Annotated in this window: 15 protein-coding genes; 6 read left to right on the top strand and 9 right to left on the bottom strand. The window is 74.1% G+C overall.

Annotation, left to right across the window (positions count from 1 at the left end; all coding sequences use genetic code 11):
• Positions 1-276 precede the first annotated feature (276 nt).
• Together IE242_RS00535 and cofC are read right to left on the bottom strand one after the other, a co-directional pair.
• Positions 277-480, bottom strand: a complete 204-nt coding sequence (locus IE242_RS00535; RefSeq protein WP_189854148.1) for a hypothetical protein — start codon at positions 478-480, stop codon at positions 277-279.
• A 9-nt stretch (positions 481-489) separates the two neighbouring features.
• Complete coding sequence (cofC, locus tag IE242_RS00530) at positions 490-1,128, bottom strand: 2-phospho-L-lactate guanylyltransferase (protein ID WP_189854146.1); 639 nt, start codon at positions 1,126-1,128, stop codon at positions 490-492.
• 182 nt (positions 1,129-1,310) lie between these two features.
• On the opposite strand from cofC, the gene IE242_RS00525 reads away from it, so the two are divergent.
• The 3 genes from IE242_RS00525 to IE242_RS00515 all read left to right on the top strand — a co-directional run bounded on the left by IE242_RS00525 (position 1,311) and on the right by IE242_RS00515 (position 4,521).
• Entirely contained in the window at positions 1,311-2,162 is an 852-nt protein-coding gene (locus IE242_RS00525; protein ID WP_189854144.1) for a lysophospholipid acyltransferase family protein, read from the top strand.
• The gene (locus IE242_RS00520) at positions 2,159-3,169 is read left to right on the top strand and encodes an NAD(P)H-dependent glycerol-3-phosphate dehydrogenase (protein ID WP_189854142.1); all 1,011 of its coding nucleotides are present in this window, start codon (positions 2,159-2,161) and stop codon (positions 3,167-3,169) included. The genes IE242_RS00525 and IE242_RS00520 overlap by 4 nt, the downstream gene beginning before the upstream one ends.
• Positions 3,170-3,363: 194 nt before the next feature.
• Positions 3,364-4,521: a D-alanine--D-alanine ligase family protein gene (locus tag IE242_RS00515; RefSeq protein ID WP_189854141.1), complete on the top strand. Its 1,158-nt coding sequence runs from the start codon at positions 3,364-3,366 to the stop codon at positions 4,519-4,521.
• Between the two features lie 91 nt (positions 4,522-4,612).
• On the opposite strand, the gene IE242_RS00510 is transcribed toward IE242_RS00515, so the two are convergent.
• Together IE242_RS00510 and IE242_RS00505 are read right to left on the bottom strand one after the other, a co-directional pair.
• Complete coding sequence (locus IE242_RS00510) at positions 4,613-5,095, bottom strand: DUF3515 domain-containing protein (RefSeq protein ID WP_189854139.1); 483 nt, start codon at positions 5,093-5,095, stop codon at positions 4,613-4,615.
• Between the two features lie 20 nt (positions 5,096-5,115).
• Complete coding sequence (locus IE242_RS00505; RefSeq protein WP_030577692.1) at positions 5,116-5,349, bottom strand: Lrp/AsnC family transcriptional regulator; 234 nt, start codon at positions 5,347-5,349, stop codon at positions 5,116-5,118.
• 221 nt (positions 5,350-5,570) lie between these two features.
• Here IE242_RS00505 and IE242_RS00500 point away from each other — a divergent pair, with 221 nt between their 5' ends.
• Together IE242_RS00500 and thiD are read left to right on the top strand one after the other, a co-directional pair.
• Positions 5,571-6,536, top strand: a complete 966-nt coding sequence (locus tag IE242_RS00500; protein WP_189854137.1) for a thiamine-phosphate kinase — start codon at positions 5,571-5,573, stop codon at positions 6,534-6,536.
• Positions 6,537-6,568: 32 nt separating this feature from the next.
• Positions 6,569-7,384 carry a bifunctional hydroxymethylpyrimidine kinase/phosphomethylpyrimidine kinase gene (gene thiD, locus IE242_RS00495; protein ID WP_189854135.1) on the top strand — a complete coding sequence of 272 codons (816 nt, stop codon included), beginning with the start codon at positions 6,569-6,571 and terminating at the stop codon, positions 7,382-7,384.
• On the opposite strand, the gene IE242_RS00490 is transcribed toward thiD, so the two are convergent.
• From IE242_RS00490 to rpmB, 3 genes are all read right to left on the bottom strand, one after another.
• The gene (locus IE242_RS00490) at positions 7,350-8,564 is read right to left on the bottom strand and encodes an FAD-dependent monooxygenase (protein WP_189854133.1); all 1,215 of its coding nucleotides are present in this window, start codon (positions 8,562-8,564) and stop codon (positions 7,350-7,352) included. The genes thiD and IE242_RS00490 overlap by 35 nt on opposite strands.
• A gap of 35 nt (positions 8,565-8,599) precedes the next feature.
• A complete protein-coding gene (locus IE242_RS00485; RefSeq protein WP_189854131.1) occupies positions 8,600-11,617 on the bottom strand; it encodes an AfsR/SARP family transcriptional regulator in 3,018 nt (1,005 codons plus the stop codon).
• A gap of 114 nt (positions 11,618-11,731) precedes the next feature.
• Positions 11,732-11,917 (bottom strand): 50S ribosomal protein L28, encoded by a 186-nt coding sequence (gene rpmB / locus IE242_RS00480; RefSeq protein ID WP_003993230.1) that lies wholly within the window; start codon positions 11,915-11,917, stop codon positions 11,732-11,734.
• A 309-nt stretch (positions 11,918-12,226) separates the two neighbouring features.
• On the opposite strand from rpmB, the gene fakA reads away from it, so the two are divergent.
• A complete protein-coding gene (gene fakA / locus IE242_RS00475; RefSeq protein ID WP_189854129.1) occupies positions 12,227-13,975 on the top strand; it encodes a DAK2 domain-containing protein in 1,749 nt (582 codons plus the stop codon).
• A gap of 45 nt (positions 13,976-14,020) precedes the next feature.
• Here fakA and IE242_RS00470 read toward each other — a convergent pair whose 3' ends face one another.
• Together IE242_RS00470 and IE242_RS00465 are read right to left on the bottom strand one after the other, a co-directional pair.
• A complete protein-coding gene (locus IE242_RS00470) occupies positions 14,021-17,035 on the bottom strand; it encodes a tetratricopeptide repeat protein (protein ID WP_229857934.1) in 3,015 nt (1,004 codons plus the stop codon).
• Positions 17,032-18,870, bottom strand: a complete 1,839-nt coding sequence (locus IE242_RS00465) for an HSP90 family protein (protein WP_189854127.1) — start codon at positions 18,868-18,870, stop codon at positions 17,032-17,034. Before IE242_RS00465 ends, IE242_RS00470 begins: the two co-directional genes overlap by 4 nt.
• Between the last annotated feature and the right edge of the window lie 128 nt (positions 18,871-18,998).

Raw genomic sequence — 18,998 nt, 5'->3', positions numbered from 1 at the left:
CGCGCCGGGCCGGACTCCTCGGGATTCCGGCCCGCGGCGTGTCCGCAGGGTTTTTCGGGAATTCCTGAGAAACTCTGCAGTCGCACTTACCGGACCCGCATCAGATCATTTCCCGCGGTATTCGCGGCACTCTTCGGCCCGGCCGGCGCGGCCGTCGCGCGCGGGACCGTTCAACACGCCCGCGGCACGCGCTGAAAGATCTTTCCGGCCATACACAGGGCTGCCGAGCGCGCCGGCGGGCACCCGTGAGTCCCGCACCGCGCGGCGGCCGGCAGCTCAGAACGTCTGCAGCGTGATCAGGGTGATCCGGCGGGACGCCCCGTCACCCTCGGTCTCGATGCGCACCCGCTGCCCGGGCCGCAGCAGCCGCAGTCCGCCCGCGTCGAACGCCGGCGCGTCGAAGGACACCGGGGTGCCGTCGTCGAGCAGCACCTGCCCGCTGCGGGTCTCGGGGTCGTACGTGTACGCGGTCGCCTGCATGGCCGCAGCCTACTGTTCCGGTATCAGCAGCCGCGCGGCCACCGCCGCCGTACGCGGGCCCACGCCCAGCGCCAGCGCCGCCCGCAGGTCCTCGCCGGTGTCCACGTCCCGGCGTACGGAGGCCACCGCGTCGGAGAGCAGTTCCACGGCGCCCGATGCGTGGTGGCGGGCACGGGAACGCCCGCCGAACGCCGGCCGCAGTTCAGCACCGGGAGCCGCCGCCAGAAGGGTCGTGCCGACGGCTGCCGCGTCCGCGAGAAAAGCGCGCGGGAATTCCGCGGCCGCGTCGAGAACCCGGGCCAGTTCCGCGGGGCGCAGCGCCGGCAGATCGGCGTTCAGGGCCGCGACCGCGCAGTCCGGCCGGGTGGCGCGGACGACGTCGGCCCCGTGCACCAGCGCCGCGTTCAGGCCCGCCCCGGGCGAGTCCGGGACGATGCGCGCCCCGAGCCGGGCCAGCTCCCGGCCCGCCAGCGCGTCGTCCGTGACGACCGCCACATCCCGTACCGCCGTGCACTCCAGCGCGGCCGCCACCGTGTCCTGGGCGAAGGCGAGCGCGAGACCGGGGCGCAGCCCGTCGCCGGCCGCCGCCGAAAGCCTGCTCTTGGCCCGAGCCAGGGGCTTCAGGGGTACCACCAGGGTCCACCGCACGAGCGCTCCGTCCCTCCCTTGTCGGGGCCATTGTGACCCGGACGCCCCGCCGCGACGTGACCTGGGCACCCTGGCGGTTCCCCCACCGGGGCGTACGGTGTCCTCGACAGACCGTCGGCGCGGGGCCACACTTGTGCGGCTTCCGGGCCGCCGGCCCCACATTTCTAGAGGAAGGTGTCCGCGTGCCCCGCCGCAGAATCGGCTTCTGGTATCGCTTCGCAGCGGTCATCTGCAAACCGCCGCTGCTGGTGCTGCTCAAGCGGGACTGGCGCGGAATGGAGAACATTCCGGCCGACGGCGGATTCATCACCGTGGTGAACCACAATTCCCACGTGGACCCCCTGGCGTACGCGCATTTCCAGTACAACACCGGGCGCGTTCCGCGATTCCTCGCGAAGAGCGGGCTTTTCAAGAAGGGATTCGTGGGCGCCGCGATGCGCGGCACCGGGCAGATCCCCGTCTACCGCGAGAGCACCGACGCGCTCAGCGCCTTCCGGGCCGCGATCGACGCCGTGGAGCGCGGCGAGTGCGTGGCGTTCTACCCCGAGGGCACCCTCACCCGCGACCCCGACGGCTGGCCCATGACCGGCAAGACGGGCGCGGCACGTGTCGCCCTGCAGACCCGGTGCCCGGTGATCCCGGTGGCCCAGTGGGGTGCCAACCTGCTGCTGCCGCCGTACGCCAAGAAGCCCAGCATCCGTCCCCGGAAGACGCACCAGGTGCTGGTGGGCCCGCCGGTGGACCTCTCGCGCTTCTACGGCAAGGAGATGACCCCGGACCTGCTGAAGGAGGCGACCGAGGTGATCATGGCCGCCATCACCGCGCAGCTGGAGACCATCCGCGGTGAGAAGGCGCCCGCGACGCCGTACGACCCGAAGCAGGTCCGTATCGAGCAGCGGCGCCGGGCCGCCGAGGCGGCGCGGAACGGCGGGGGCGGCCGCGCCGAGCGGTACGCGGGCGGCGGCCGGACCGCCGCCGGGATGGACGGGCAGGACAGGGGCCCACGGGCACAGGAAGAGGGGCGGGGCGCGTGAGCAAGCCGGTCAAGGCGGCCGTCTTCGGCACCGGTTCGTGGGGTACGGCGTTCGCGATGGTGCTCGCCGACGCGGGATGCGACGTCACCCTGTGGGCGCGGCGGGCCGAGCTCGTCGAGGCGGTCAACTCCACCCGGACGAACCCCGACTACCTGCCCGGCGCCGAGCTGCCGCGCACCGTGCGGGCGACCACGGACCCGGCCGAGGCCGCCGCCGGCGCCGACTTCACCGTGCTCGCCGTCCCCTCGCAGACCCTGCGGGGCAACCTGGCCGAGTGGGCGCCGCTGCTGGCCGAGGACACCGTGCTGGTGTCGCTGATGAAGGGCGTCGAACTCGGCTCGGCCATGCGGATGAGCGAGGTGATCGAGGACGTCGCCAAGGTCGGCCAGGAGCGTGTCGCCGTGGTCACCGGCCCCAACCTCGCCCGTGAGATCGCCTCCCGGATGCCGGCCGCCGCCGTCGTGGCCTGCACGGACGAGGCCGTCGCACAGCGGCTCCAGGCCGCCTGCCACACGTCGTACTTCCGCCCGTACACCAACACCGACGTGGTCGGCTGCGAGCTCGGCGGCGCCGTCAAGAACGTCATCGGCCTCGCCGTCGGCATCGCGGACGGCATGGGCCTCGGCGACAACGCCAAGGGCTCGCTCATCACCCGCGGGCTCGCCGAGACCACCCGGCTCGGCCTCGCCATGGGAGCCGACCCGCTGACGTTCTCCGGGCTCGCCGGCCTCGGCGACCTGGTGGCCACCTGCTCCTCGCCGCTGTCGCGCAACCACACCTTCGGCACCAACCTCGGCAAGGGCATGACCCTGCAGGAGACCATCGCGGTCACCAGGCAGACCGCCGAGGGCGTCAAGTCCTGCACCTCCGTACGGGACTTGGCCCGCCGGTACGGCGTCGACATGCCCATCACGGAGACCGTCGTCGAGATCGTCCACGAGGGCAAGCCGCCGGTCGTCGCGGTCAAGGAACTGATGTCGCGCAGCGCCAAGCCCGAGCGGCACTGACCGGCGCCGGGCGCCCGGGAACCGGCCGGGCGCCCGCATGACGCTCGGCGACGGAGCGTACGACACCGGGTGACGAGGGCGTACGGCGCCGGACGACGGGAGCGTACGGCGCCGGGCGACGACCGGGGACGCGCGGCCGACCGGCCCGATGTGGCGCTGACTCGGCCTTTACCAACAGGTACTCTCAACGCGATATGAGCACCGAGAACCTCCCCCAGAGCCCCGGGCAGCCGCCCCGCAAGCCGCGCGTGGCCGTCGTCTTCGGCGGCCGCAGCTCCGAGCACGGGATCTCCGTGGTCACGGCCGGCGCCGTCCTGCGCGCCATCGACCGGACGAAGTACGACGTCCTGCCGATCGGCATCACCCAGGACGGCCGCTGGGCGCTCACGGCCGATGAACCGGACCGGATGGCGATCGTCGACCGGCGCCAGCCCACGGTCGAACAGCTCACCGAGGAGGGCGAGGGCGGGGTGATCCTCCCCGTCGACCCGGCGAACCGCGAGGTCGTCTACAGCGAGCCCGGCGCGGTACCGAAGGCGCTCGGCGAGGTCGACGTCGTCCTCCCCGTGCTGCACGGCCCGTACGGCGAGGACGGCACCCTCCAGGGCCTGCTGGAACTGTCCGGTGTCCCGTACGTCGGCTCGGGCGTCCTCGCCTCGGCCGTCGGCCAGGACAAGGAGTACATGAAGCGCGTGTTCACCTCGTTCGGGCTGAAGGTCGGTCCGTACGTGGTGATCCGGCCCCGCGAGTGGGAGCGGGACCAGTCCGCCGCCCGCAAGAAGATCGTCGACTTCGCGGGCGACCACGGCTGGCCCCTGTTCGTGAAGCCCGCGCGCGCGGGGTCCTCGATCGGCATCACCAAGGTCGACTCCCTCGCCGGTCTCGACGACGCGATAGAGGAGGCCCGGCGGCACGACCCGAAGGTCATCGTCGAGGCCGCGGTGCGCGGCCGGGAGATCGAGTGCGGGGTGCTGGAGTTCGAGGACGGCCCGCGCGCGAGCGTGCCCGCGGAGATCCCGCCGCCGGACGCTCACGCGTACTACGACTTCGAGGCCAAGTACATCGACTCCACCCCCGGCGTCGTGCCCGCCCCGCTGACGCCCGAGGAGACCGCCGAGGTCCAGCGGCTCGCGGTCGAGGCCTTCGAGGCCGCCTCCTGCGAGGGACTGGTCCGTGCGGACTTCTTCCTCGCCGAGGACGGCGACTTCGTCATCAACGAGATCAACACCATGCCCGGGTTCACGCCGATCTCCATGTACCCGAAGATGTGGCAGGCGAGCGGGATCGGCTACCCGGAGCTGGTGGACCGGCTGATCCAGGCCGCGCTGCGCCGGTCGACGGGGCTGCGGTAGCGCTTGCGCGGAACGTACGGTGTCGGCGGCCGCGGGTCCCCCGTGGCCGGCCGCGGTGCTCCGGCGCCCGCGCCCCGTGACGGGGCGCGGGTCAGTCGGCGATGCCCTCCGGGATCGTCTTCTTCACCGGCGCGGCGAAGTCGACGAGCGGACCGGCGCCCGTGGCGGCCTGCTCCTTGCTGAACCGCACCTCGACGTACGCCTGCCGCAGACCCGTGGTGAAGACGTAGCCGCCGTCGTCCTGCTCCTGCACGAGCCAGGCCACGCCGTTCACCTCGCTCGTGGACGCCTTGGGGTCGAGCATCTCGGCGGGCCGCGGCACGCCGCAGCGCAGTATGATCGCCGAGCCTCCCCAGGCCGCGGTCAGCGCGGATCGCGGCTCCGGATCCTCCCGGACGAGACCGTCCAGCTTCCGCGGCAGCGCCTTGTCCAGGTCCTGGCACAGCTCGGTGGCCTTCGCGCCCGGGCTGGGAACCGCGACCGAGGCGCTGTCGTCCGCCGAGGAGCAGCCCGCCGTGGCGAGCAGCAGCACCAGAGCGGACAGACCGGTACGCCGATGACGCAAGATGTTCACCGGCCAAGGGTAGACGGGGGCTAGAGGTGCACGACCGGGCAGGTCAGGGTGCGGGTGATGCCGTCCACTTGCTGGACCTTCGCGACCACCATGCGGCCGAGGTCGTCGACCGTGTCGGCCTGCGCGCGCACGATCACGTCATAGGGACCCGTCACGTCCTCGGCCTGGACGACCCCAGGAATTTTACTGATCGTGTCGGCTACGGTCGACGCCTTGCCGACCTCTGTCTGGATCAGGATGTACGCCTGTACCACGGAACCTCCAGGGCGGCCACGAGGATCATGTGGGGGAAAGGGACGCCACGGTATCGCGTGGCAGCTCGCCGGGGGGAGACCCGGGAGGGCCGTGGCGTACACACGCGTACACACCGGGGCACACGCACGACGGAAGCCGGCGGTCGGCCCGACCGCGACGCACCGAGAACCACGAGGGCCCGCGACGGGGAGTGGGCGGCCAGAGAAGGGGACGTACGACGATGAAGGGCACCGTGGGCGAGCTCGGCGAGTTCGGGCTCATCAGGGAGCTCACCTCGCGGCTCACCACCACCCCGGCGGTCCGGGTCGGCCCCGGCGACGACGCCGCCGTGGTGGCCGCGCCCGACCGCAGGGTCGTGGCGAGCACCGACATCCTGCTGGAGGGGCGGCACTTCCGCCGCGACTGGTCCACGGCCTACGACGTGGGGCGCAAGGCGGCGGCGCAGAACCTCGCGGACATCGCCGCCATGGGCGCCGTGCCGACCGCGTTGCTGCTCGGCCTGGTCGTCCCCGCCGAACTGTCGGCCACCTGGCCGACCGAGCTGATGGACGGACTGCGCGACGAGTGCCAGGTCGCCGGGGCGGCCGTGGTCGGCGGGGACGTGGTGCGCGGCGACACGATCACGGTGTCGATCACCGCGCTCGGCGACCTGCGCAACCACGAGCCGGTGACCAGGGCGGGCGCCCGGCCCGGCGACGTGGTGGCCGTGATCGGCTGGCTCGGCTGGTCCGCCGCCGGGTACACGGTGCTGTCGCGCGGGTTCCGCTCGCCGCGCGCCTTCGTGGAGGCCCACAGACGGCCGGAGCCGCCGTACCACGCGGGCCCCGCCGCGGCCGGACTCGGCGCCACCGCGATGTGCGACGTGAGCGACGGGCTGATCGCCGACCTGGGACACATCGCCGAGGCCAGCAAGGTGCGCATCGACATCCGCTCGGGCGCGATCGACATCCCGTCCCAGATGTACGACATCGGGCAGGCCGTCGGCGTCGACCCCATGCAGTGGGTGCTGACCGGGGGAGAGGACCACGCCATCGTGGCGACCTTCCCGCCGGACGTGAAGCTGCCGGCCCGCTGGAAGGTGATCGGCGAGGTGCTCCACCCCTCGGCGCTGCCCCAGGTGACGGTCGACGGGGCATCCTGGACGCACCAGGGCGGCTGGGACCATTTCGGGGACATCGAGTCATGACAGCGGGAGGGCTGCAGAGGATGACGGACGACATGACCGCACCGCCGCGCGTGCTCACGGTCGCCGGATCCGACTCCGGCGGAGGAGCCGGCATCCAGGCAGACCTGAAGACGATGCTCGCGCTCGGCACCCACGGGATGAGCGTGCTCACGGCCGTCACGGCGCAGAACTCCCGCGGTGTGCAGGGCGCCTGGGAACTGCCCGTGGAGGCCGTCCGGGCGCAGTACCGCAGCGTCGTCGACGACATCGGGGTGCAGGCCGTCAAGACCGGCATGCTCGCCTCGGCCGAGCTGGTCGAGACGGTGGCCGAGCTGCTGGCGGGCACGGACGCGCCGGTCGTCGTCGATCCGGTGGGCGTCTCCAAGCACGGCGACTCGCTGCTGGCGTCGTCCGCGCTGGACTCCGTACGGACCAAGCTGCTGCCGGTGGCGACGGTCGCCACCCCGAACCTCGACGAGGTCGCCCAGCTCACGGGCGTCCGGGTCACGTCGGAGGGCGAGCTGCGGCGGGCGGCGGCGGCCGTGCTGGAGTACGGCCCGCAGTGGGCGCTGATCAAGGGCGGCCATCTGGCCGGTGACGCCGTCGACCTGCTGACCGACGGCTCCGAGGAGCACTGGCTGCGCGCTCCCCGCCACGACAACCGGCACACCCACGGCACGGGCTGCACGCTGGCCTCGGCGGTGGCCTGCGGGCTGGCCAAGGGGCAGAGCGTGCCGGAGGCGGTCACGGCGGCCAAGGAGTACGTGACGGGCGCCATCGCGGCCGGGTTCGCCCTCGGCGGGGGGATCGGGCCGGTGGATCACGGGTGGGCCCTCACCCCGGGCACCCCGGGTACTCCGGCAGCTTGATGGCGGTCGCCGACTTCTCGGTGAGCCGCTTGAAGAAGGCCGCCAGCGGGCGGGAGGCGAGCAGCCGGTACATCCGGTCACGGCTGCGGATCCGCCGCTCGGTGGGCGGCGCGAAGAACGGGCCCGCGTTGCCGGAGGTCTTCTGGCAGCCCTTGGCGAAGTCCCGGATCCGCGCCTCGTACGCGGCGAACGCCGTGCGGTGGTCCCCGCCCGCCAGGGCGAGCTCGCCGGCCAGCACATAGGCCGCGACGACCGCCACGCCGGTCCCCATCCCGCCCATCGTGGCTCCGTACCCCGCGTCCCCGAGCAGCGCCACCCGCCCCTTGGTGAGCCGGTCGACGTGAATCTGGGCGATCGCGTCGAAGTACAGGTCGCCGGCCGCCTCCAGCGCCTGCAGAACGTTCGGTCCCTCCCAGCCCGTCCCCGCGAACCGCTCGGCGAGGATCCGTTTCTGCCCGGCGACGTCCCGACGGTCGTACGACAGCCGCTCGGAACGGAAGACCAGCAGCGCGCCCGCGCGGTCCGGGTCGCCGTCGGAGTTGCCGAGGGCGATCGCGCGGCCGGGCTCGCTGTAGACCCGGCCGGAGCGGTCCAGGCCCAGATGGTTCGGAACGTCGAAGCCGGCCACGTAGTGGTCGAAGAAGCGCAGGTAGCGGGACTCGTCACCGAAGACCAGCGAGCGGGTGTTCGAGTGGAGGCCGTCCGCGCCGATCACCAGGTCGAAGCGGCGGGCGGGGCCCTTCTCGAAGGTGACGCCGACGCCGTCGGGCGTGTCGTCGAGCGCGGTGATCGAGTCGCCGAACACGTACTCGACGCGGTCCCTGGTGCGCTCGTACATGATCCGCGAGAGGTCGCCGCGGAGGATCTCCACGTCGCCGCTCATCATCTCCGACGGCAGGTCCACCTTCGGGGAGCCGTCCGCGGCGACGACGATCTGGCGGCCCATACGGGTCTGGCGGGCGTGGATCTCGTCCCAGATCCCCATCTCGGTGAGCACCCTGCGGTGGACGTGCCCCCGGAAGTCGACGGCGAAGCCGCCCCCGCGCAGTTCCGGCGCCTTCTCGACGACGGTGACCCGGGCGCCGTACCGGAGGAGGTTCAGCGCGAGGGCCGGACCGGCGACACTGGCGCCGGAGATCAGGACGGTGAGGTGGCCGAGGCGGTGCGTCGTGTTCGTCATGCACGGCAGCCTGGGCCCGGGCGCTGACCGTCCCCCTACCGTTCGCTGACCGCCGCCGACCGCAGGGCGCGGCCCTGTGAGCACGCCTTGTCGTAGGCCTCGGGCGACAGTCGCGCGCGTACGTCCTCCACTGTGCGTACGACGTCGCGGTCGCCCCCGGCCGGGGCGCCCCGCAGGCCCTCGGCGGCGCCGAGCAGTTCGGCCGCCCGCTCGGGGTGCGGGGCGACGGAGGCCAGGGCCTCGGCGACGGCCGCCAGGGCCAGGGTGTCGGGGACCTCCAGGGCGTGGGCGCGGGCCTGGGCGAACCAGTCCCGGGCCTGGTCGAGGTCGCCCTCGGCCGCCGCCGTGCGGCCGAGGCCGATGAGGATCAGGACCGTCTCGCCGACGCTGAACCAGTTCGCGGCACAAGCCTCCAGGGCGCTCTCGTAGTGCACGCGCGCGTGGGCGGTGTCTTCGGCGCCGGACAGCCGGGCCGCGTCGCCCAGGCCGCGCCGGGCCGCCGCCACCTTGTCAGGGGCCCCCGCCGCACGGGCCAGGTCCGCGGCGTGTGTGAAGTCCGCCACCGCTTCCTCGGTGTCACCGCGGTACAGCAGCACGGTGGCCCGGGAACGCAGCAGGTCCGCGGTCTCCTCGGGGGCGTCCAGCTCCCGGACGTGCGCCAGCCCTTCGTCGAGCAGCTCCAGGGCGCGGTCGTACGCGCCGCGCCGGCCCGCGAAACCGCCCAGCGGATCCAGGCAGTTGGCCATGCCCCAGCGGTCACCGGTCGCCCGGAAGCCTGTCAGCGCGCGCGTGAAGGCCGCCTCGGCGGCCACGGCGTCGCCCGTGAACTGCGCCTGGTAGGCGTGCCCCAGATCCAGCAGCGCACGGCTCCACGGCTCCGCACCGATCTGGCGGACGAGCAGTTCGTCGTCCACCGCGTACAGCGGGCCGCTCGCCAGCGACCACAGGACCATCGTGAACGGCAGCCGCAGCGGTTCGGTCAGGGACTGCAGGAGCGCGGACCCGCGCGCGACGCGGTCGGCCTCGCCCGGGTCGTCACCGCGGCCCGTGACGGTGTTCATCAGGCACAGGGCGTACTCCTCGGTCAGCCCCGGGGGCGGAGTGCCGCCGACCGCCGCCAGCAGGGCACGCGCCACGGGCACCTGCTCACCGTGCGGCGCGCGCAGCCGCCAGTACCAGGACAGGGCGGCCATCAGCCGCAGGGCGTCCCCCGGAGCGGTGGCGACGAGGTGGCGCAGGGCGGCGTCCAGGTTGTCCCGCTCGGCGTCCAGGCGGGCCAGCCAGGGCAGCTGCCCGCCGCCCCGCAGGTACGGTTCCGCTTGCTCGGCCAGCCGGAGGAAGTACCCGGCGTGGGCGTCCCGCAGCCGGTCGTCGTCCGCGCGCTGCCCGGCGGCGAACGCCCGGATGGTCTCCAGCATGCGGTAGCGGCCCTCGGACACCTCCAAGAAGGACTTCTCCACCAGTGAGGCCAACAGGTCCTCCGGGTACGGGGTCGCGCACACCGCCTCGACCGCCTCCAGGGTGGCCCCGCCCGGGAAGACCGTCAGCCGGGCCGCGAGCTTCCGCTCCTCGCCGTCCAGCAGCTCCCAGCTCCACTCCACGACGGCACGCAGGGTGCGGTGGCGGGGCGCCTTGGAGCGGTCGCCGCGGGAGAGGAGGCGGAACCGGTCGTCCAGGCGGTCGGCCAGCTCGTCGGGGGTGAGGGTGCGCAGCCGGGCCGCCGCGAGCTCGATGGCGAGGGGCAGCCCGTCGAGAGCCGAGCAGATGTCGCCCACGCGCGCGTGACCGGCGAAACCGGGGCGTACCGCCCGGGTCCGGTCCAGGAAGAGCCGGACCGCGGGCTCCGGCGGGAGCGGCGGCACCGGGACCAGGACCTCGCCGGTGATCCCCAGGGACTCACGGCTGGTGGCGAGGACGCGCACCCCGGGGCAGGCCCCGAGGAGCAGCGCGGTGGTGCGGGCGGCGTCCTCGACGACGTGCTCGCAGTTGTCGAGGACGAGGAGGAGTTCGCGGTCCTCCAAAGCGGCCAGCAGCCGTTCGGTGCCGTCGGCGGCCGGGCTGCGGAAACCCTCGCGCACGCCGAGCGCGGTGAGGACGGCGTACGGGATCCGGGTGCCGTCGGTGACCGGCGCCAGCTCGACGAAACAGACGTCGGCGTGCGTCGTCGCGGTGCCCGCCGCCTCGACGGCGAGCCGGGTCTTGCCCGCTCCGCCGGGGCCGGTGAGCGTGACCAGGCGCGAGCCGTCGAGCGCCGAGGTGATCCGGCCCAGCTCGGCCTCCCGGCCCACGAAACGGGTGAGCTGGACCGGCAGGCGGCTCCGGCCGGGGCCCTTGCCCCGGAGCAGCTCCAGGTGCAGCGCGGACAGCTCGGGCGACGGATCGGCGCCCAGCTCGTCCGCGAGCCTGCGCCGGGCGTCCTCGAACACCGTGAGCGCTTCGGCGGGCCGCCCGCTCGCGTGCAGGGCCCGCATCAGCTGCCCGTACAGCCGCTCGCTCAGCGGGTGCCCGGACAGCAGCGCCCGCAGCTCCGGTACGAGTCCGGCGCCGCCGCCGAGCGCCAGGTCCGCGTCGATGCGGTCCTGTACGGCGGTGAGCCCGAGCTCCTCCAGCCGCTCCCGCTCGGCGCGCGCGTCCGGGAGGTCGGGGAGGGCCGGACCGCGCCGGAGGGCGAGTGCGTCCCGGAGCACGGCCGCGGCCTGCCGGTGGTCTCCGGCGGCGAGAGCGGCGTGCCCGGCCGCGGACAGCTGTTCGAACTGATGAGCGTCGACCGAGTCGGGAGGGGTGGCGATGCGGTAGCCGGTCGCCGTGGCCTCGATCTCCGTGTGCGGGGTCAGGCGTCTGCGCAGGCGGGAGATCTGGGACTGGAGGGCGTTGGCGGCTCCGGCGGGCGGCTCGGTGCCGTACAGGCCGTCGATGAGGTGCTCCACGGAGACCGTGCGGCCCGCGTCGAGGAGCAGGAGGGTGAGCAGGGCGCGGGGGCGGGGACCTCCGGGGTCGACGGGGGTGCCGTCGTCGGTGCGTACCTCCAGTGGGCCCAGGATGCCGAAGCGCATGAGCCCAGCTTGTCAGGGCGTGCGCACTTCTTGTCAGGTACAGCAAAAAGCCGGCCCACCATCAGGTGGACCGGCCCTGCAGCGAACCGACGTGGCCGCGCGCTTAGCTGTGCGTCAGCGCGAGACCTTGCCGGCCTTGATGCACGAGGTGCAGGCGTTCACGCGCTTCGGCGTCCCGCCGACCACGGTACGCACACGCTGGATGTTCGGGTTCCAGCGACGGGACGTACGGCGGTGCGAGTGCGAGATGTTGTTGCCGAAGCCCGGCCCCTTGCCGCAGACGTCGCAGTTGGCAGCCACGGGTCACTCCAAAGACTTCAGATGCACTTACGGTTAATCCCGGCATGCCGGGATCGAGATCTAGATCTGAGGGATCGGATCTGAGTGGCGTTGCCAGGGGAACGGCCCGATCGGATCGGGCAACCGGAGCAGCATACAACGGCTGCTCCCGCACAACGAAACTACCACGGTGAACCGGGCGGCCGCCCGCGGCCCCGTTCCCCGGCCCCGGTCCGCACCGTGTCTTCCACATTTTGTTTCGGCCCTCTTCCGGCGGACACCTGACAGGGGTCTACGCTGCGTCCAGTCCAGCAGCTCAAGGAGGCGCAGGTGCCGCAGGTGCCGCAGACATTCCTCGATGCTCTCGCGGTGCGCACCTGGTGCGGGCTCGCGCTGGAGGCGCTGGGGCGGGCCCGCGAGGAGATCGACGCGATCAACGTCTATCCGGTGGCCGACGGGGACACCGGGACGAACCTCTACCTGACCGTGGAGTCGGCCGTCGCGGCGGTCGAGGCGGTGTTCGCGGGGCACGGGACCGCGGGCGGGGGAGTGCCGGACGGCACGACCGGCCCGGATGTGACGCAGCCCACGCTCGCCGAGGCCGTACGGGCCATGGCGCACGGCGCGCTGATCGGGGCCCGGGGCAACTCCGGAACGATCCTGGCGCAGCTGCTGCGCGGCATGGCGCAGGTGCTGACGGCCGACGGTGAGAACCCTCACATCGACGGCCCCGCCCTGCGGACGGCCCTCCGTCAGGCGGCCGACTCCGCGCGCGAGGCGGTCGCCCACCCCGTGGAGGGCACGGTCCTCACGGTGGCCTCCGCCGCGGCCGACGCCGCGGAGGCGGCGAACGGGGCCGAGGACGGCTGCGGGGCGGTCGCGCGGGCGGCCTACGAGGGGGCACGGGCGGCGCTCGCGGCCACCCCTGGGCAGCTGTCCGTGCTGGAGCGCGCGGGCGTCGTCGACGCGGGGGGACGGGGACTGGTGGCGGTCCTGGCGGCGCTGGTGCAGACGTTCACCGGGGAGGTGCCGAGGCCGGTGACCTCGTCCGGCCCGGGACCCGTGGACACCGACGCTCACGCGCGCGTGGTGGCGGCGGGAGCCGTGGCGGAGCCGCGGCATGAGATGTGCGAGGACGGCGGCCCCCAGGGGGGCGGTCCCGCCTACGAGGTGATCTACCTGCTGGAGGCGGACGACACGGCCGTGGCCCGGCTGCGGGAGCGGCTCGACGCGCTGGGCGACTCGCTGGTCGTGGTCGGCGGGGACGGGCTGTGGAACGTCCACGTGCACGTCGACGACGCCGGGGCCGCCGTGGAGGCGGGCGTGGAGGCCGGGCGCCCGTACCGCATCGCGATCACGCACTTCGCGGCCGGGGACGCGCATGTGGCGGGCGCCGCACGGGCGCCGCGGGAGCGGGCCGCTCGGGCGGTCGTGGCGGTCGTGCCGGGGGAGGGGCTGGCCGCGCTGTACGCGGAGGCCGGGGCCACCGCGGTGCCGGCCCGCCCGGGGGAGCCCCCCGCGAGCGGGGAACTCGTCGAGGCCGTACGGCGTGCCCACGCGCGCGAGGTGGTGATCCTGCCGAACGACGCGGAGCTGCGGCACACGGCGGCCGCCGCCGCGGAGCAGGTGCGCGCGGAGGGCGTGCGCGTCGCGCTCATCCCGACCCGTTCGGCGGTGCAGGGCATCGCCGCGCTCGCCGTCCACGAGCCGGGCCGCCGCTTCGACGAGGACGTCGTCGCCATGACGTCCGCCGCGGGCGCCACCCGCCACGCGGAGGTCGTCGTCGCCGAGCGCCAGTCCTGGACGTCGGTGGGCATCTGCCAGGCCGGTGACGTGCTGGGGCTGATCGACGACGACGTTGCCGTCATCGGCTCCGACGTCACGGCCACCGCCGAGACGGTTCTCGACCGCATGCTCGCCGCCGGCGGCGAGATGGTCACCCTGGTTCTGGGCGACGGGGTGCCGGAGACGGTGGCGGACCGTCTGGAGGCCCGGGTGCGGGAGTCGTACCTTGCGGTGGACACGGTGGTGTACCGGGGCGGGCGGCAGGGAGCGTTGCTGCTGATCGGGGTGGAGTAGCCGCCGGGGGCGCTCGTTCGAGAGACGGGCACCCCCAGCGGCAGGTCATGCCTCCGCCTGCCCCTCCATCAGCTTCAGCAGCCGCTCGGCCTCCGCCCGCCGGGCCTGCGCGACGGCGTCGTCGCGGTCCCCGTACGCGGACAGCACCGCACGCGCGCGTGCCGACGCCTCGGCGGGCCGGCGCAGGTCCGCCTCCAGCCGGCCGGCCGCGAGCTCGGCTCCGGTGCGCGGGTCGCGGGCGACCTCGCCGAGGGAGCCGTACGCGTCGATCGCCCGCGCCATGTGGGCCAGGGCCTCCTCGAACACCGGCCGGACCTCGGCGGGGGCCGCGTCGTCCGGCAGTGAGCGGGCGACCAGGTCGCCGAACTGGCGGTGCGACTGGCCGAGCTCGGCGAGCAGCTGCTGCCGCATGCTCTCGGCCTCCCCGGGCTCCGCGCCCTCCTCGGATGCCACGGTCTCCGGCTCGTCCACGGCCCGCAGGGCGGCCTCGCACTCCCGTACCGCCTCCGCCATCAGCTCCCGCGCCCGGTCGAGGCCGCCCTCGCCCTGCGCCGCGAGCCACGCCCGCGCACGCAGGGTGCGCACCAGGCCGGGGACGTTGCCGAGGTCGCGCCACAGGTCGCCCGCGCGTGTGTAGGCGCGGTCGGCCTCGGCGGGCAGTTCCGCGTTGCCGAGGGCCTCCGCGGCGAGGTGGGCGAGCATGGCGTGGTCGCGCTGCTCGGGCCAGTGCCGGGCGATGTCGGCGGCCCGCAGCCACCGCTCGGCGGCCTCCCTGTGCTCCCCGAGCTCGGTCAGGCACTCGCCGAGCCACCACTGCGTCTGCACGATCGTCCCGTCGCCGTGCGTCACCGCGGTCAGGTCGGGCAGCGCCGACTCCAGCACCTCCGCGGCCTCGGCCCACCGCCCCTGCCGCAGCAGGAAGCCACCGAGCTGGTGCCGCGCCCACGCGCCCAGGGCCGCTCCCTCGCCCGCCTCGTCGGCCCAGTGCGCGGCCTCCAGGGCGTGCTCCGCCGCCGGCCCGAACCGCCCGGTGACGCCGAGCACCTCGGCCAGCTGGAGGTGGAGCTGGGCGTGGCCCGCCGGTTCCAGGAACGGCCCGCCGTGCTCCAGCGCGTCCCGGGCCGCACGCTCGGCGGTCTCCAGGTCCCCGAGGTGCCGTGCGGCCCGGGTGAGCCGCGCCTCCTGCTCCACCGCGAACCAGGGCAGCCCGGCCGCCAGGTACGTCCGCACGGACTCGGCGATCAGCTCCGCCGCGGCCGCCACGTCCCCGGTGCGCGCGGCCAGCTCCCCGAGCATGCCCCGCGCCTCGGCGACCCGCGAGGCCAGCCGTACGTCGGCGGTGTGCGGCTCGGCGAGGGCCAGCAGCTCTCGCACGGCCTCCTCGGCGGCGGCTACGGCGCCCTCGCCGTCGGCCGCCCCGTCCTCCCCGGCGTCGTCCAGCCGCTGCATCAGGATGCGCGCCCGGGCCATCAGCACGGACGCCGTCTGCCGTACGCCCGTGCCGTCCCCGGCGAACAGCGCGAGGATCCGCTCGTAGGGCTCGGAGATCAGCTCCAGGGCCGCCCCGGTGTCACCCGTGAAGGCCCGGACGGACGCCCCGCGCGCGCGTGCCGCCAGCGCCTCCCCCGGATCGCCGGCCTCCTCGTACAGCTCGGCCGCGCGCGCGAAGAGGGCGAGCCCCTCGGGGCCGCGGCCCATCGCCTCGTGGTCGGCGATCTCCGCGCGGTCGTACGCGGCCAGGTCCGCGCCCTCGGCCCGCGCGGCCCGTGCCACCGCGGCCCAGGCCTCGACGGCGTCCGGGTGGAGCACCCCGGAGAGCTGCCGTGCCTCGGAGAGCAGCGCGGGCAGATCCGGGGCGGCATCCGGTGCCGTGGATCCCGTGGACTCCACGGGCGCCGGCGGCCTCGGCGCCGGGACCGGCACCCGCGCGGACGAGCGCACACCGAGCGGCAGCCGGTCCACCAGCGGCCGCCGGGCCATGCGCTCCTCGGCGCGCGCGCCCACGTACGACGTGCCGTTGCGCTCGTCGAAGCGCGCGGCCAGCCTCCGCGCCTCCTCGCGCGCGTGGTCGGCCAGTTCCCGTGCCGTCCAGGCGCGGCCGGGAGGGCCGGGCACCGTCTGCCCGCCCAGCCCGAGCTCCACCAGGCGGTCCATCAGGAGGGCCACCACGGCCATGAAGTTCAGCTTGCTGCGGGGGTCCCCGCCGTCGGTGAAGTACGTGGGGCGCTGGGCGAGCAGCTCCAGCCCGCGAGCCTCGTTGCCGGTCAGCGCGCAGAACTCCAGGTGGTCCGCGTAGGCGCTGCGCATGCTCTCCATGGCCCGCACGAGCCGGAAGCCGCGCAGATGGTGGGCGCGGGCCTCGTCCGGGCGGCCCAGGCGCAGCAGCGGCAGCAGGGAGGACGCCAGCACCGTGTGCGGCTCGTGGGCGCACGTGTACTCGCCCTCCAGCACCGGCGCCCACAGCCGCAGCGCCTCGGCGTCGTCGCCGCGCCGCACCTGCCACCAGCCCTGCCCGTGCAGCTCGCAGGCGTGGCAGTCGGCCATGCTGTCCCGGTCGGCCGCCAGCCACGCGGCGTACGCCCGCTCGGCCCGCCCGATGTCGCCGATGTGCGCGGCCACGCTGAACTCGGCGCTGCGCACGGCCCGTTCGGAGTGCCCGGCGAGCCGGTAGCGGCGCTCCATCTCGCCGAGCCACTTCTCGATCGAGGCGAGCGGGATGTGCGGCTGGTTCAGCATGCCGGCCGACATCCACTTGAAGACCCAGTGCAGGGAGTGGGTCTCGTACTCGTCGAAGTCCTCGGGGCGCTCGTCCCACATGCGCAGCAGACGCGCGAAGGGGACGAACATCTTGTCCTTCTCGGAGCTGTAGTTGTAGACCTTCAGCTGGTGCCCGAGCGCCTCTATCACGGCGAGCGGAATGCCCAGCTTCTCGGCCTGGGCGAGCAGGTGCTCCGCGCGCGCGTTACGGGCCGGGCCCTCCGGCTGCTCGTAGTTCTCCGCCATCGCCCCGCGCAGCTCGTCGAAGTCGGCGATACCGCCCATCTCGCTGATCCCGCTCATCGGCGGCCGTCCTCCCCGGACTCGGTGTGGGTGGCCCATTCCAGGAGGCCGATGAACGCCCGGTTCAGCAGCGCGGAGTCCGCGGGCCGCAGCGGGCGCTGCGCCATCAGCAGGGCCTGTCCGTACAGGGACTCCGTGGCGGTGCCGATCAGCTCCGGATCCTTGAGGGAACCGATCCTGCGGATCAGCGGGTTGAGGTGGTTGAGCACCAGCCGCGCGCGGGGGGCGCTGCCCCGCAGCGAACCGAGGATGCCCGCCCACAGGTCGTCGGCCTGCTCCTCCGCCTCGGCGCGTGCCTGCTCGTGCCGGGCCGCCCGGTCGTCCAGATGCAGCGCGGGCACCGAGAGCGGATGGAAGGCCCGCAGGACGACGTCGCAGCCCAGCGGGTCGAGCGCGGCCCGCGCGGCGGACAGGAAACCCGTCAGCGCCAGCTCCTCCGCCGGGTCCACGGCGTCCAGGTGCGCGGTCACCGTGTCGGCGTCCAGCTCGGCGACCACCGTCCCCGGACGCACCGACGGCAGCGCCTCGACCAGCTCGCTGTCGTACGTGTAACCGCCGTTGATCACGCCGACGCCCTGCGCGGACGCGATGGGCGCGACCTGCCGGTACTCCTCGACGGTCCGCGTGAAGTGCACCATCGGGTGCCGCTGCGCGAACTCCTCCAGGGACAGCCGCCCGTCCGTCGTCTCGAAGGGCAGCCACGGCAGCATCGTGCGCAGCATCTCCGCGTCGTGCCGCGCCAGCGACTTCACGCCCAGGTGGTGCACCGACAGGAACGCCGCGAGCCGCTCCGGATCGCCCGCCGCGAGCCCGGTCAGCCAGGACCGGATCCGCTCGCCGAGGGCTTCCCGTACGGCCACCAGGGTCTCGTCCTCGTACAGCGACTCGCGCGAGGCGGTGGGCCGCAGGCTGTCGGTGTCGAGGACGCAGCGCACGAAGAACGCCCAGTCCGGCAGCAGCTGCTCGGCCCGCTCGGTGAGCAGCATCCCCTTCAGGTGCACCCGGTGGCCCGCGCGCTGGGCGGGGCTCACCGCGGACGGCAGCACATAGGCCACGCCCCGGACCCCGGCGAGCGGCACGTCCAGGTCGATCGAGTCCAGTGGGGTGAAGCCGAACAGGTCGTGACAGTGCCGCGCGAGGGCCACCCGCCGCGCGGTGGGCGAGGGATGGGCGCGGTCCCAGGGCGCCGGCAGAGCGGTGACCGCCTCCTCGCCCACGCGCACGTCGTACGGCAGCAGTGAGCCGAAGTCCCGCGCCAGCGCGAGGACCCGCCCGCGCGCGAGCCAGTCGGCCGCCCCGGGCCGCGCCACCAGATGCACGGTCGTACCCGGCTCCGTACGGGCGTCCTGGCCGAGCGTGCGCACGGTGTACGAACCGTCGTCGCTCGCCGTCCACTCCACGGGCGGCGCGTCGGGCGTACGGGCGCTGCGGCTGACGACCCGGATGCGCTCGGCGACCACGAAACACGCCAGCAACCCGATGCCGAACTGCCCCAGGAACTCCGAGCGCGCCGACTCCAGCCCGTCGGCCCGCTTGGAGCTGCGGCCGATGGTGGCGAGCAGGCTGTGGACGTCCGCCTCGGTGAGCCCGATGCCGGAGTCCTCCACGCGCAGCGCGCCGTCCTCCGCGTACAGCCGTACGGTGGCGGGCGCGCCGGGCTGCTCCGCGCGCCGGGCGGTGATCGCGTCCACGGCGTTCTGGAGCAGTTCGCGCAGGTAGACCTTGGGACTGGAGTAGAGGTGATGGGAGAGCAGGTCCACCAGACCGCGCAGGTCGACCTGGAACGTGTGGGGTGACTGTGGTGCCTGGGATGACTGTGAGGTCTGGGAATCCATCGTCACGGCGCCGTGGGCTGGGGGACGGTCGACGGCGCGGGGTCGGGCGGGCCGGTGGGGCGGTGACCGCGGGGGATGGCCGTAAGGGCGTCATCCTAGGCCGCGAACTACCCGCCTGACCAGCGGAT

Source organism: Streptomyces poonensis (genome assembly GCF_014650915.1).
Taxonomy (GTDB): Bacteria; Actinomycetota; Actinomycetes; order Streptomycetales; family Streptomycetaceae; genus Streptomyces; species Streptomyces poonensis.
This window is presented reverse-complemented; position numbering and strand designations above follow the sequence as displayed.